Origin of the sequence: Gluconacetobacter liquefaciens, from assembly GCF_003350405.1 — a bacterium.
Taxonomy (GTDB): domain Bacteria; phylum Pseudomonadota; class Alphaproteobacteria; order Acetobacterales; family Acetobacteraceae; genus Gluconacetobacter; species Gluconacetobacter liquefaciens.
In genome coordinates this window covers 463,624-477,387 of sequence record NZ_QQAW01000001.1, presented here as the reverse complement: position 1 = coordinate 477,387, position 13,764 = coordinate 463,624, and the positions used below count along the sequence as shown (strand labels likewise).

Sequence of the window (13,764 nt, the reverse complement as noted above, 5' to 3'; positions counted from 1 at the left end):
CGGGCGCTCAGTCTGAATCCTGAGCGAAGGCCAACCTGTTCCGGCCCGCCTGCTTGGCCATGTACAAAGCCTTGTCGGCCCGCGCCAGAACCTGCTCGCCATTCCTGTCGGTGGGCAGCATCGCGGCAATGCCGATGCTCACCGTCAGCGAAATGGCGATATCCTCGAACCAGGCCTGCGTCTCCGCGATTTCGACACGCAGGCGGTCGGCGATGCGGCCGGCTTCGGCCATACCGACATTGGGGAGGCAGACGGCGAACTCCTCGCCCCCCATGCGCCCCGTGATGTCACTGGACCGCAGGACGGACGACATCATCGCCGCGACGTGGCGGATCACCTCGTCGCCCGCCGCGTGGCCGTAGCGATCGTTGATCGACTTGAAGTGATCGACGTCGATCATCATCACCGCCACCCGGTCGAGCCGCGCCTGCACCAAGCCGGACCACGTCTTTTCCATCCGTTCGAGGAATGCGCGCCGGTTCGGCAGGCCGCTCAGATGGTCCAGTCGCGCCAGATCATGAAGCTGCTGCTCCATTTCCATGCGCTCGGTCACGTCCGTCACCAGGCCGTGCCACAGCGTGTCGCCGTTCGGCAGACGGGCCGGCCGGGCATCGATCTGCCGCCAGCACAATCCCCGCGTCGGCAGATCGACGCGGAAGATGCATTGCCAGGACACCAGGTCGCGTTGCGACGCGTCCAGCGACGCATGATACATCGCCCGGTCGTCGGGATAGATGCGCGCGTGAATGGAAGCCGTGCTGGTCGCCACGTCCGCGGCCGTGAGCCCGAAGATCTCGCCGATACCGGAACTGACATAGGTCATGCGGGCCTCGCCGGTGGGCGCGCGCCGGGATTCGAAGATCATCCCCGGGATCTGGTTGGTCAGGTTGGCGACCAGATTGGTGCTCTGCCGCAGCCGTTCCGCCATGAGACGGGTCGAGGTGATGTCTGCCGTCGTGCCGACCATGCGCAGCGCGCGGCCCTGCAGGTCGCGGCTGATGACCATGCCGCGGCTCATTACCCATTTGTAGCTGCCGTCCTTGCAGCGCAGCCGGTGCTCGACCTCATAGACCGAGGTTCGCCCGTCGAAATGGTCCTGCATGGTCGCCTGGACATAGGTCAGGTCGTCGGGATGAATGCGGTCGTAGCTGTCTTCTATCTGCTGGGAGATCTCGCCACGGTCATAGCCCAATATTTCGAGCCATCCGGTCGAATACCTGATCTTGCCGGTAACCACGTCGCGGTCCCAGATGCCGGTTCCGCTCCCTTCGATCGCCAGTGCCATGACGTCATGAAAATCGTCCACCGCGCGCCATCAAACCCCGTATATCCCCCATCACACTCATAGCCGACCTTATCCGTCTCGGAAACAGGGGGACTGCCATGTTCATATGATGGAACGATCTATCCTTCTGCCTGGACGATGGCGCGGCCGGCGCGGATCGCGGGATGCAGCGCGGTGAAATAGGAATCCGCACCGGCCATCGTCGTGATCCGGTGCCGGTCCATGTCGGCGCGCAGATAAGGCGAAACGCGGCCGAACAGCACATGCACGCCCTGCCCGCGCAGTTCCGCCAGCAGGTCGCGCAGCATGCCGGCGGCCGAGAAATCGAGATCGGTGATCGCGCTGGCATCGACGATCAGGCAGCGCAGGGGGGTAGGTGCGCTATTGACCAGCAGCCGAACGTCATCGGCGAAACGGGAACAGTTGGCGTAGAACAGGTCCGCGCCGAAACGATAGATGACCAGCCCCGCTTCGGTCTGCATGCCCCGCCCCGCCGGCACCGGCTCCAGCAAGCCGGTGGCGTCGTCCACCAGCAGCACCATGCTGTGCGGCCGGTAGCTGTGGCGGACATGGCGGAACAGCGACAGCGCGATCGCCAGGAAGATGCCCTGCTCCACCCCCACCCCCACCACGGCGGCACCGGTGACCACGGCCAGGCGGAATTCGCCGGGGCTCTCACGCCGGATGGCCAGCAGGCCCCGCCAGTCGATCATCCCCGCCGCGACGCTGAAGACGATGGCGGACAGCACACAGCGCGGCAGGTCGCGCAGCGGCCCGGTCAGCACCAGCAGCACGACCAGCGTGACCAGCGCGAACACAAGCTGCGCGCGCTGGCTGCGCGCACCGGCCCGCAGCGCCATCGCCGTCTGGGTGGGGCTGCCATTGACCACGAACGCCCCAGTCAGCGCGGCGACGGCGTTGGCGGCGGACAGGCCCAGGATGTCGGCGTTTTCATCCACGCGTTCGTGGAAGCGCAGGGCAAAGGCGCGTGAGGTCGCGGCACTCTGCGCGATGATCACCACCACGCAGGAACCCGCGACCGGCAGTAGCGCCAGCATCTGGTTCCACGTCACGTCGGGCAGGACCAGCGACGGCAGGCCGCCCGCGATGGGGCCGATGACCGCCACCCCATGACCCGCCAGGTCCAGCGCCCGGCTGGCGGCGATGGCGCCCACCACCGCGACCAGGGCCATCGGCGCACGCGGCAGCAGCCGGCCACCCGCCAGGATCAGCGCCACCACCAGCAGCGAGAGGCCGGCGCATAATCCGCTGGCTGTCGGCAGCCCGCGCGCGACCTGCACCAGTTGCGCCAGCGGATTATGCGCCGGGGCCGCCACGCCCAACATGTCACGCGACATGGCGATGCACACCTGCACCCCCACCCCGGTGAGGAAACCGACCAGCACGGTGCGCGAGAAGAAATCGGCCAGGAACCCCAGCCGGAACAGGCGCGCGCCCAGCAGGAATGCCGCCGCCAGCCATGCCACCACGCCGACCAGCGCCACGTAAGCCGGGCTGCCCGCCACCGCCATGCCCGCCAGGCCGCTGGCGATGATGGCGGCGGTGGCGGAGTCGGCCGCTACCACCAGGTGCCGCGACGAGCCCAGCACCGCGAAGGCCACCAGCGGCAGCAGCACGGTATACAGGCCCGTGACCGCCGGCATGCCGGCGATGGCGGCATAACCCAGCACCTGGGGAATGTTCATCGAGGCCAGTGTCAGCCCGGCCAGCGCGTCGCTCCAGCCGCCCGGCGCATACAGGCGCGCCAGCAGCCCTCTTGGTGGAAAGGACACCTTCAGGCCCGGCCCGGCTCCGGCCGCCATGCCTCAGATTCCTCCATCCCCTGCGGGCAGGCGCCCTGCGGCGATCGCCTTGCGGAATGCCTCCCAATCGCGGCGGGTCTGCGCGGCATACAGGACCGAGAAGCCGCCGATCGCATCGGCAAAAGCCCGGCCCCGCCCCAGATAGGCGGCCAGCGCCACCACGTCGCCGGTGCGGGCGTGGGCACGGGCCAGCGTGCGGCCGCAAAGCGGGGCGTAGTCCGCCAGCCCCTCCTGCGCGACCTCGGTGCCGACGGCAGCGAGGCGGGAATCCTTGAGGCGGCGGACATAGAACTGCCGTCCGGCGCCCGAGAGGTCGTGGCGGGTGTCTTCCGCCTCGTCCCGTCCCTGCGTGTGGGTCCAGCCGAGGAACGCATCCGATGCCGCCTGCATCATGCGCTGGCCGGTGACCACCCGCTGCCCCTGGTTGCGGAAGACCGACACCCCGGCATAGGGCGCCAGCACCGAATCCTGCGCCTCCTTGATCTGAAGCAGCAGGCTGTCGCCATCAGCGGTGGCGAACAGGCCGATGGCGCAGAACGTGCCGACGCTGCCCACCCCCACGACCTTGAAGATCACGTCACGCAGGCGGTACTGCGCCAGCAGGATGGCACGCTCGGGCGGCTGGGTGGCGACATAGCGGGCGAAGGCGTCGCGGATGATCTCGTCATGCTCGGGCAGGCGCATCACCAGCGGCGGTTTTTCGCGCAGGGCGGGCGTGCCCCCATTATCGGCCACCAGGCCGAAATGGCGGCGGGCGCTGTCCATGCGTTCGGCCAGCAGGGTCCGCGCCCGGCGTCGCGCCCGCCCATCGGCGAAAGCCTCGATCGCGGCGGCGAGGTCGATCCGGTTGGTCCAGATTTCCAGCGGGGTCAGCGGGGCCAGACGCGCCATTTCGGCCGCGTAGGCCCGTGCCGCCAGCACGGCAAGGGCGCGCGCCGGGCCGTCCGCCAGGCCGGACTCCTCCCCCGCCAGCACCAGCGAGGCGCCCAGGCGCTTGATGTCCCATTCGAAGGGCGCGGGCAGGGTTTCGTCGAAATCGTTGATGTCGAAGACCGGCGCGCCCTCGGGCGAGGCATAGGCGCCGAAATTGGCCAGATGGCAGTCGCCGCATGACTGCACCCGCGGGCCGGTCCAGACAGTCTGCGCCAGATCCACCGCCATGACGGCCGCCGCCCCGCGCAGGAAGGCGAAGGGGGACGCCGCCATGCGCCGGTAGCGGATCGGCAGCAGGCCGGCGATGCGGTCCTGACCCTGACGTTCCAGGATCGTGACCGGGTCCGCCCGGCCGGGCGGGGGCGCCCAGTCGGCATGGGCGCCGCGCGGCAGGCTTTGGCGCAGCGCGCGCCCGCCGGCATGGCGTTCCCGCCGCGTGGAGAGCGCGGCGGCCCGGCTGAGGGTCGGAAAATCGGCGGGATAGGCAGGACGGGCGGTCATTGCCCGATTTTTGCAAGTCGGGGGGCCGCCGTCACGCGCAAAACATCGGCAGCGGCCCTGCGGGGCCTTCAGCCCGGCGGCGCGCCCTGGTCCACCAGCCGCCGGATGGCATCGAGATAGGCGATGAAGGCCGCCCGGCCGCTGTCGGTCAGGATCAACCGTGTCAGGGGGCGACGGCCGGCGAAGCCCTTGTCCTGCACCACGTAGCCCGCATCCTCCAGCTTGCGCAGATGGGTGGACAGGTTGCCGTCGGTCACGCCCAGATGGGTGCGCAGCGCCGTGAAATCCGCCATCCCGGCCGAGGACAGATAGGCCATGATGCCCAGCCGCACGCGACCATGGATCACATCGTCGATCTGCCCGATATCGAAATTATCCATGGTCCGTCACGCCACCCGGCCTTCCCGGCGCAGCAGGACCCAGCCCGGCAGCGCCACCAGCAGCAGGATCAGCAGCCCGTAGAGCAACAGGAGGGCCGGACTGTCGATCATCGCGGCCACGGCCAGAGCGCCGGCGAAGGCCCCCGCCGCCACCCCCCGCAGCCAGGACTGGCCCGCAATGACGGCGGTGGCGCTCCACCCTGCCCCGTACACCGCCAGGATCAGCGAGGGAAACATCGCCCAGACGACAGGCGTACCGCACCGCCACGCCAGGATCATACCCGCGAGGAACATGATGCCGATCCCGCTGCCCAGGCCGCTCCACATCATGCCGATGGCGCGGTTGACCATGACCACGCTGCCGGGGCGGCCCTGTTGCGCACGGTTGAGGAACCAGATCACCGGCAGATAGACGACCATCGCCGCCAGCCACACCCAGACCTGCGCCTGCGGCGGCAGGACCGTGTGGCCGGTCGCGACCGCCCAGGCGACGAAGCTGGCGAGACCGAACACCAGGCCGGCAGTGAGGAAATAGGGGCCGCTGGTCAGCGGCGCGTTGCGGCCGGCCTCGGCCAGGGCACGCATGAAGGTCAGGTCGTCATGCAGCGACGTGTCGGCTTGGGGGGTCATGAGAGCCTCGCAATAGTGCGTTGGTCAGGGGCCGCCGCGTGTCGGCGGGGACAGCAGCAAAGCTATAACAAACAACTTTCTATTTCAAAGTTATTTTTTATGAAGATTCCACCCATCCGCCATGGCTCCAACTCTGCGGCGCGCGATGCCCGTCGCGCGCTATCCGTCCTGTCTGCTGACCATGCGACATTCCACACCGGCTCGCGAGGCAGGAGGCGGGGCATGGAAGACGATGTGCTGATGGTGGCTGGGCCGCGGAACGCGGCGATCGTCACCAGATTGCCGCCCTCTGCCCGCTGGAACAGCGCGCGGCACCGGTCGGGGGGCGGATTGACAGCGCGGAACGGGGCAATAGCCTTCCCGCTGTGCAAGGTTGACGGCATGTCCGGACGCCACGCGGCGTCCTACGGAACCACGCCTGCCCATGTGTGTTTATGACGCGCAAGACGCCGGCAGCCCCTCCCCGCGTCATGATCACATTTTTGTGAACTGCGCGCACAGATGGAAATCATAGTCATGCCCATTGTCCAAGAAGATAAAATTTTTCCACGCATCTTATCGGACAACATAAATTGTCGCATCGCAGGCTCCGCGCCCTGTTCGCCAAGGCATGAAACGCCAGACTTGAGCTTTTTGGTAGAATTTCCGCATAAAAATAAATAGAAAATACAGATGATGTGGACAAAATCACGCGGCAATGCCCCATCCGCAATGCACCCCGCCCCCATTCTCCTTGAAAAGGACTGTTCTTTTGCCCAATCGGCCTCGAAAAGATACGAAAGTGTGACCAATCTTTCCGAAGCCCGGCCGAAGCTCTCCATTTCATTGATCGACACGGCCCGCGGCGGGGCGCGCGCCCTGCGTGCCGTCTCCCGCCGGATGACGACCACGCGAGCCCGTGCCGGCCTGGCCGCCCTGGCGCTGGCGGCCGCCTTTATCGTGCCCGGTGTGCTGCCGGCCCGCGCCGCCGATGAGGATGCCCCGGCCGCCTCGCCCCTCGCCCGACCGACCCAGACGGCGGGAGAAACCCCGCCGGTCGGCAATCTGGAACAGACGATCCCCGGCTTCCTGCAATCGGCCTATGGCCCGCCATCTTTCGGGCCGCCCTACGGCACCACCCACGCCTTCGGCGACTGGGGTGGCGTGCAGCCCTGGCTCCAGAAGCACGGCATCTATGCCGCCCTCGCCCTCTATGAAGGCATTTCAGGGAACGTCGCGGGCGGCAAGCGGCAGAGCTACACCCTGGCGGGCCAGGTGGGCGCCACGGTCGATATCGACTGGCAGAAGCTGCTGGGCGCGGGCGCGTGGTCCGAGGATTTGTGGCTGCATACGCTGGCGGTCAACGGCAACGGGCAGAATCTCAGCCGGCTCTTCGGCGATAACGGCAACCAGGTGCAGCAGATCTATGGCGCGCGCGGCAACGTGGTCGCGCATCTGGTGTGGGCGTATTTCGAGAAATCATGGCTGCATCACAAGGTCGACCTGGCCGTCGGCTGGATTCCGACCGGGACGTTCTTCAACAACTCGCCCTGGGTGTGCTGCTTCATGAACGTCTGGCTGTGCGGCAACGTGACGCCGACGAAATACCTGGCATCGGGGCGCGACTGGCCGTCGGGCAATATCGGCACGGTGCTGCGCCTGATGCCGACCCGCCATTTCTATGTGATGGGCGGGCTGTTTGCCGTGTCGCCGCATGCCTATAACGGCGGCATTTCCGGCTGGGCCTGGGGGCAGGACAATCTGGGCAAGCTGGGCACCGAAGTGGAAGTGGGCTGGCTGCCGGAATTCGGCCCCGACCATCTGATCGGCCATTACAAGGTCGGCGTGCTGTACGACAATTCGCGCTATGATAATCTGTACGCGGATGGCAACGGCCAGCCCTGGATCGTCACCGGGCTGCCACCCCGTCGGCAGAGCGGGCAGACCTCGGTCTGGGTGCTGGCGGACCAGATGCTGGTCCGCCATGGTCCGGGCGAGTCGAACGGGCTGGTGCTGGCCGGGCAATATTCCTATGCGGACGGCAAGACGTCGCAGATGAATCATCATCTGGTCGCCGCCCTGCTCGATACCGGCTATCTGTGGGGCCGACCGCTGGACAGCGTAGGAATCAACTTCCAATGGGCCAATTTCAGCCGTAGCGCCATCCAGTCGCAGGAAGCGGCCGCCGCCTATGGGGTGCCGTTCCGGGGCGCCAATTTCGGCACGCCCTATGGCATCCAGGGGCATGAAAGCATCTACGAGGCTTTCTATTCGGTGCATGTGATGACCGGCGTGTCGCTTCAGCCCGACTTCCAGTATGTCAATCATGTCGGCGGAACGACGGTGTTCAAGGATGCCGTGGTTCTCAGCACCGCGCTCAATGTGCTGTTCTGATGCCGTGCCGGGCCGCGGCGGGGAACCGCGCGGCCCGGATTGGGATGGGTAATCTCCCCATTCACCGCCCTGGCAACAGCAAGACAGGAGAGCCAACGCCATGAAGAAACGTTCCCTGGGCCGGACCGGCTTCGAGATCGCACCGATCGTCTTCGGTGGCAATGTCTTCGGCTGGACGATCGACGAGAAGGCGAGCTTCGATGTGCTCGATGCCTTCGTCGATCACGGGTTCGATGCCATCGACACCGCCGACGTCTATTCGGCCTGGGCGCCGGGCAACAAGGGCGGCGAGTCGGAAACGATCATCGGCAACTGGCTGAAGGCGCGCCCCGGCATGCGCGACAAGGTGAAGATCTTTACCAAGGTCGGCTCCGACATGGGCGTGCCGGGCCACAAGGGCCTGTCGGAAAGCTGGATTCTCCAGGCTGTCGATGCCTCGCTCGCGCGGCTGGGGATCGAGCGGATCGACCTTTATTTCTCCCACTGGCCGGACCTGCACACGCCCTATGCCGAAACACTGGGTGCGTATGACAAGCTGCTCAAGGCCGGCAAGATCCGCGCCATCGGAGCTTCCAACCTCGATGCCACGCAACTGGACGAGGCTTTGCATGTGGCGCGGGCACAGAACCTGCCGGCCTATCAGGTGCTCCAGCCTGAGTATAACCTCTACGACCGGAACAGCTTCGACGGGGCGCTGCGCGACCTGTGCATCCGCGAAGGGCTGGGGGTCGTCACCTATTACAGCCTCGCCTCGGGTTTTCTGTCCGGGAAATATCGCAGCAAGGACGATCTGGGCCAAAGCACGCGCGGCGAAGGGGTCGGGAAATATCTCGATGTGCGGGGCATGCGCATTCTTGCGGCGCTCGATGCCGTCGCGGCCCGGCATGGCGCGAGCGACGCGGAAGTGGCGCTGGCGTGGCTGATCGCCCGCGAGGGTGTCACGACACCGATCGCCAGCGCCACCAAACGCAGCCATGTGGAGAGTTTCGCGAAAGCCGCCGCATTGGCGCTGGAGGAACGGGACATCGTGGAACTGGACCAGGCGAGCGCGCCCTGACGCGGCCGGCCTGCCCCAATGCGAGGCAGGCGCGAGCCGGTCAGCGGCAGAGACCGAAGCCGGTGGCCTGAAGATGGAAGTGGCTGGCATGCAGGCTGTTGTAGTCGGGCGACAGGACGGTACCGAACACGCGGCAGGCCCGGTCGCGCATCCGGTGCAGATAAAGGCCGACGGGCGCTGACGCATTCCATGCGCTGACCGGAATTTCCCTGCCGTCATCCAGGACGAACGCGGACACGTCGATCGCGTCGGCAGTGGCATGGCTGCTCTGCGCACCCGGGCGATCGCGGACATCGCGGCAGGCGAAGCTGCCGACATGCCGGATGCGCGAAAGGCCGGTATGGAGCACGGCCTGCGTCACCGGCTCTGCGACCTGGCTTTCGAACAGAGACCAGCGCACCGCCAGACTGCACGATGCCAGGAAACTGGCAGGCAGGAGCGAAACCGCGCCACCACCAACCGTATAGACGCCCTCCAGCGGACAGGCCGCGGTGCCGCTGTGCGCGTGTTCCCGAACAGGTAGCCGGGATGTGAGGAGGGCTGCGCGACACAATTCGGGGGACGCGGACAGCAGGCGAAGTTTCAGGGGCGTCATGAACGTCCATGCCGCCGCGAGATCGAGGGGCTGGGTGGGATCGTAGGCCGGCGGCAGCCAGCGTCGGTGAAACACGGCCAAGGCAACCATGGCCGCACAGACGGACAGGATGAAAAGACGGCCTAAACGCATGGATCTTTTCGGCGTCGACCGGTGGAACCGATGGCGCGTGGCCGCATCCTCGGCATGCCGTCTCCTTCCTCATTGCCGGGCGGCGGGTGCCGTCAGCGATGGCCGTCCAGCCAGCGGATGATCGCATCCACGGTCGGGACCTCGATACCATAATAGCCATGGGGCGTGAGGGAGCCGCAATTTTGCCGGCTTCGCGTCTGACCGCCCGACACGGACAGCACCCGCACATCCGGGCTGTGGTCGAGCGCGGCGGCGATGTCCGGCACGGCACCGGGTGGCGCGACGTTGCACCGATCGTCACGATTGCCGACGATCAGGACCGGGATACGGACCTGGCCGGGATCGGCGCTGAAGACGGTCTCGCGACTGCCGCCCATCACCGACACCGATTCCGTCAGCACCACGCCGGCCACGCGGCCGGTCGGCGCATGGGCCGCACCGTTCATGGCCGCGATCGCCCCCTGGCTGGTGCCGAGCAGAAAGACCGGACCGGCCATGTGCGCATGGGCGAAATCGACCAGCGCCTCCACGACCGCCGCGTAACGCGGCGAACTGCGCAGGCCCCGCAGGTTCATCCCATCGACGGCATCGGCGAGCAGCACCGCATAACCGCGCCGGAGCCAGAGCGTACGGGTCCGCACGACGAAATTATCGCCGTGGCGGATCTGCCCGTCGTCCTGCAGGCCGATCTGCCCGGACCCGCCCGGCAGCATGACCAGCGTGCCCCGCGCATCGGGAGGCGCACTGAAAAGAACCCGCTGACGCGCGCCGTCACCCAGCACCAACGTGAAAAGCCGCGCATTGGACACCGGATCTGCGGCGGGACGCCGTGCCGGCAGGCTTCCCGCCGGTTCCGTCCCAGCCGCGCCTGCCCAGGCTGACGGCGCGATCAGGACGACCGCCGACAGGAGCAGGGCATTCCTCCAGAGCCTTATGGACATGATCGCACCTCGGCCTGCGCCCCGAAGAAACAACCTTTCTACCCGTTTCCGTCAGTTCGCGACATCGGCTTTCGCGGTATGCCCGGCGAACAGCGCGGCCACGATGTCCGAGACCGCCGCGGCGGAGAGTACCCCCGGCTCGTCCTGCGGCATGGACATTTTTATCTTCGCATAGAGCGCATCCCGACGATTGCCCCATTTTTCGCGGAAATCCCGCCCGGCCAGCGGCGGGGCCGCGTCGAGGTTTCCCTCCCTGTTATCATGACAGGGGCGACAGCGCTCGGCATACAGCGCCATGCCAGACCGGACCCGTCCGGCCGTGACGGATGGTTCGTATCCCGCCGGTTCGCGCGAAGGGTCCGCATAGGCCGAAAGGGACAGCGTGGCCGTCAATCCGGCCGCGACGACGCGAAGCACTCAGCGCGAGCGGGCCGTCATGATCGCGGCGTATGCCTGCGAAGCCCGGCCTCCTGGACCGGCGGGCTCTGGTCGGACCCAGGGACGGGCGGCGGCGGCATTGACGACGCCGTGTAACGGGCGTTCTGCAACAGGGCAGCCGTATCGGGCATCGCCGGTATGTGCCCAGGGGCCTCGCCGAAGCGGAAGGCCGAGGTCAGGTCGCCGAAGGTCTGGCGACGCCAGGGCGAAATATTGGGCTCGCGCACGCCGGTCAGGCGTTCGAGAAATTGCAGGGTGGAGGTGTGATCGAAGGGCTGGCTGCATACCCAGCCGCCCGCCGTCCACGGCGAGACGATGATGCAGGGCACGCGGAAGCCGCCGCCGATCGGCAGACCGCCGACGAATTCATGCGGCGTACCCTCCGGCGGAACCGGGGGCGCGACGTGATCGAAAAGACCGTCATTCTCGTCATAATTGAGGATGAACACCGTCTTGGCCCATACATCGGGATTGGCAGCCAGGGCATCGAGCTTGCTGGCGATGAAGTGGGCGCCGCTAGCCGGCAGCCAGTCGGGATGCTCGCAGACTTCGGGGCTGGGACAGATCCAGGATACCGTCGGCAGACGATCATGCAGGGCATCGTATTCGAATGCGCCATCCGAGGCATCCGGCATGCCCCGGACATACAGTGACGAGCCTGGTGCCGCATCGCGGAAACGCGAAAAGGCTGTCAGGATATTATGCGTGCGCTGTCCCTTGTGGCCGTACTGGTAAATACGCCAGCTTATCCCGGCCTCTTCCAGGCGTTCGGGGTAGGTCGTCCAGCCGAATTCGCCCAGCGGGAAACGTTTGTTGCTGGTAACGGGGCCTCCGCCGGTCCCGTCCGGGTCGAGCGTGCCGGTCATGGCATAGAGCCGGTTCGGACCCGTCGGCCCCATGACGGAGCAGTGATAGGAATCGCAGATGGTAAAGGCTTCGGCCAGCGCATAATGGAACGGAATATCCTCGCGCCGGAAATACCCCATCACATAAGGCGCATTCTCGCCATCCACCTTGCGGTGCGCCGATAACCACCCGTCCATGCGCCCGCCATTCCACGCCGCATGCTGCACATTCCACGCATGGCTGGTCGATGGCAACTTCTGGGCATTCGTCGACTGGCTGTCCAGGTGAAAGGGCAGGAGATAGCCGTCCGGATTTTCCATGTCAGGCTGGTAAAAGACGCTTTTTCCATTAGCAAGCGTCATCGCCGCAGGGTCCGCGAAACCGCGCACGCCCGAGAGTGTTCCGAAATAATGATCGAACGACCGATTCTCCTGCATCAGCAGGACGACATGCTTGATGTCTTGCAGCGACGGCGCCCGCTTCGGCGGCTGTGCCATGAGCCTGCGGACATTCGGCGGCATCAATGTCGAAGCCGACATGAAAGCCGCCAGCCGCGCGCCGTCCGTTACCAGCCGCCGGCGGGTAAAGGGAGTCCAGTCAGCCATGATCTACGATCCTTTCACTGCGCCTTACCGGGCGGTCAATTCATTGCAGGTCGGCGGAAGGGACCGGCCCCGTCTTCGCGGGTTCGAAGGGACGGGCTGCCTCTCCGGTCCATCGCATAAGCGTCAGATCCGCGGTCTGCCGCCCTTTCTCTCCGGAATTTCGCACCAGGTAATACAGGCCGCCTCCAACGGGCTGAAAACCGACATCGGCCTTCTGGGCCCATCCACGGATACCGGTCGCATCATCGACCAGACCGTCCGAGGCCAGGGGCAACACCCGCCCCTTTTCCCAGCCCTTTCCGCCTGGACCGGGCACCCCCACGAGATCGGTCAGCCCAGGAGTTGCGGCGGCGTCGACGGCGAACAGAAGGTAATTGGGGAACGCGGGCTTGCTCCCCTGGTAGACGCCCAGGAACCAGCGTCGGAGGAACGGATCATAGGCCAGGTTCTGGACACCGTACCGCGTATTGCCAGTTCGGACGAAATACTTGCCGTGAACCGCGGCGGGGCCATCATGGCGACGCAGGGCATCCGCGACCGGCCGGTTGTATCGTGACCAGTGCGTCACGTCATACTGGACCAACACCTGATGATCGTTATCGTCGCGCCGGGTATCGCCATAGATGCCGTAAGCGACCGTCAGATAGAGTGGGCCGGCCTCGTGCCCGAATTCGGGACCGAACGCGACGCCGTCTATACCCGAACAGCCGTAGCGATGGGCAGGAAAGGCATCCGGATCGGGCACGCGCCCTGACGGCCCGCGATCGAGACCCGTGGAATAATCCTTTGCGACCTCGGGCAGATAGACGGCACCGAGTATGCCGCTCTGTCCGGCGTCTATCCCCACACGGTCGATGCGGCTGGCGTCGATCACGGCAATGTAAAATGCCCGCTTGTCCTTATATTCGAGCGAGCCATAGACCTTGCCATCCGCCGGATTGAAATCGAGGTCACCAAGATGGCCGTCCCAGCCGACAAGCGTACCGACGAGCCTGCCGCTGAAATCGTACCTGGCGAGGAGATTTGTGAAAGAATAGTATATATATCCTCCTTTCACATCGACTGCGATTCCCTGGACGTGACCGGAGGACCACGTTCCGCCATTCTGCGTAAGCGGGAGGTCGGTCGCCGGCCGACGGGACGCGGCGTGCCCTCCTGGAACCGGGAAGGCAATGGCCAGCGCCAGAATGACGGACAGGATCTTCATCGTTTTTTCCAACGGGGC

The 13,764-nt window shown here is 66.0% G+C and carries 12 protein-coding genes; 2 read left to right on the top strand and 10 right to left on the bottom strand.

What is annotated here, in order from left to right; translation table 11 throughout:
* Positions 1–7 precede the first annotated feature (7 nt).
* The 5 genes from C7453_RS02170 to C7453_RS02150 all read right to left on the bottom strand — a co-directional run bounded on the left by C7453_RS02170 (position 8) and on the right by C7453_RS02150 (position 5,552).
* Positions 8–1,306: a GGDEF domain-containing protein gene (locus tag C7453_RS02170; RefSeq protein WP_245948708.1), complete on the bottom strand. Its 1,299-nt coding sequence runs from the start codon at positions 1,304–1,306 to the stop codon at positions 8–10.
* Positions 1,307–1,404: 98 nt separating this feature from the next.
* Positions 1,405–3,108, bottom strand: a complete 1,704-nt coding sequence (locus C7453_RS02165) for a SulP family inorganic anion transporter (RefSeq protein ID WP_114725574.1) — start codon at positions 3,106–3,108, stop codon at positions 1,405–1,407.
* A gap of 3 nt (positions 3,109–3,111) precedes the next feature.
* On the bottom strand, positions 3,112–4,542 hold the full coding sequence (locus C7453_RS02160; protein WP_114725572.1) for a DUF2252 domain-containing protein: 1,431 nt from the start codon (positions 4,540–4,542) through the stop codon (positions 3,112–3,114).
* Between the two features lie 68 nt (positions 4,543–4,610).
* Positions 4,611–4,922 carry a winged helix-turn-helix domain-containing protein gene (locus C7453_RS02155; protein WP_114725570.1) on the bottom strand — a complete coding sequence of 104 codons (312 nt, stop codon included), beginning with the start codon at positions 4,920–4,922 and terminating at the stop codon, positions 4,611–4,613.
* Positions 4,923–4,928: 6 nt separating this feature from the next.
* A complete protein-coding gene (locus C7453_RS02150; RefSeq protein ID WP_114725568.1) occupies positions 4,929–5,552 on the bottom strand; it encodes a hypothetical protein in 624 nt (207 codons plus the stop codon).
* A gap of 783 nt (positions 5,553–6,335) precedes the next feature.
* Here C7453_RS02150 and C7453_RS02145 point away from each other — a divergent pair.
* Both C7453_RS02145 and C7453_RS02140 read left to right on the top strand, forming a co-directional pair.
* Entirely contained in the window at positions 6,336–7,925 is a 1,590-nt protein-coding gene (locus tag C7453_RS02145) for a carbohydrate porin (protein ID WP_245948706.1), read from the top strand.
* A gap of 100 nt (positions 7,926–8,025) precedes the next feature.
* On the top strand, positions 8,026–8,982 hold the full coding sequence (locus tag C7453_RS02140) for an aldo/keto reductase (RefSeq protein WP_114725566.1): 957 nt from the start codon (positions 8,026–8,028) through the stop codon (positions 8,980–8,982).
* Positions 8,983–9,022: 40 nt separating this feature from the next.
* Here the strand turns inward: C7453_RS02140 and C7453_RS02135 are convergent, their stop codons facing one another.
* The 5 genes from C7453_RS02135 to C7453_RS02115 form a co-directional block, all read right to left on the bottom strand.
* Entirely contained in the window at positions 9,023–9,709 is a 687-nt protein-coding gene (locus tag C7453_RS02135) for an extensin-like domain-containing protein (protein ID WP_114725564.1), read from the bottom strand.
* Between the two features lie 92 nt (positions 9,710–9,801).
* Complete coding sequence (locus tag C7453_RS02130; protein WP_245948704.1) at positions 9,802–10,650, bottom strand: alpha/beta hydrolase; 849 nt, start codon at positions 10,648–10,650, stop codon at positions 9,802–9,804.
* A 51-nt stretch (positions 10,651–10,701) separates the two neighbouring features.
* Positions 10,702–11,067: a c-type cytochrome gene (locus C7453_RS02125; RefSeq protein WP_114725562.1), complete on the bottom strand. Its 366-nt coding sequence runs from the start codon at positions 11,065–11,067 to the stop codon at positions 10,702–10,704.
* Between the two features lie 17 nt (positions 11,068–11,084).
* Entirely contained in the window at positions 11,085–12,539 is a 1,455-nt protein-coding gene (locus C7453_RS02120; RefSeq protein ID WP_114725560.1) for an alkaline phosphatase family protein, read from the bottom strand.
* Positions 12,540–12,579: 40 nt separating this feature from the next.
* Entirely contained in the window at positions 12,580–13,746 is a 1,167-nt protein-coding gene (locus C7453_RS02115; protein ID WP_114726019.1) for a hypothetical protein, read from the bottom strand.
* Between the last annotated feature and the right edge of the window lie 18 nt (positions 13,747–13,764).

Coding starts and splice junctions, on each gene's coding strand:
- C7453_RS02115 (WP_114726019.1), bottom strand. CDS start 13,746: ATGAAGATCCTGTCCGTCATTCTGGCGCTGGCCATTGCCTTCCCGGTT.
- C7453_RS02140 (WP_114725566.1), top strand. CDS start 8,026: ATGAAGAAACGTTCCCTGGGCCGGACCGGCTTCGAGATCGCACCGATC.
- C7453_RS02155 (WP_114725570.1), bottom strand. CDS start 4,922: ATGGATAATTTCGATATCGGGCAGATCGACGATGTGATCCATGGTCGC.
- C7453_RS02150 (WP_114725568.1), bottom strand. CDS start 5,552: ATGACCCCCCAAGCCGACACGTCGCTGCATGACGACCTGACCTTCATG.
- C7453_RS02135 (WP_114725564.1), bottom strand. CDS start 9,709: ATGCGTTTAGGCCGTCTTTTCATCCTGTCCGTCTGTGCGGCCATGGTT.
- C7453_RS02160 (WP_114725572.1), bottom strand. CDS start 4,542: ATGACCGCCCGTCCTGCCTATCCCGCCGATTTTCCGACCCTCAGCCGG.
- C7453_RS02130 (WP_245948704.1), bottom strand. CDS start 10,650: ATGTCCATAAGGCTCTGGAGGAATGCCCTGCTCCTGTCGGCGGTCGTC.
- C7453_RS02165 (WP_114725574.1), bottom strand. CDS start 3,108: ATGGCGGCCGGAGCCGGGCCGGGCCTGAAGGTGTCCTTTCCACCAAGA.
- C7453_RS02120 (WP_114725560.1), bottom strand. CDS start 12,539: ATGGCTGACTGGACTCCCTTTACCCGCCGGCGGCTGGTAACGGACGGC.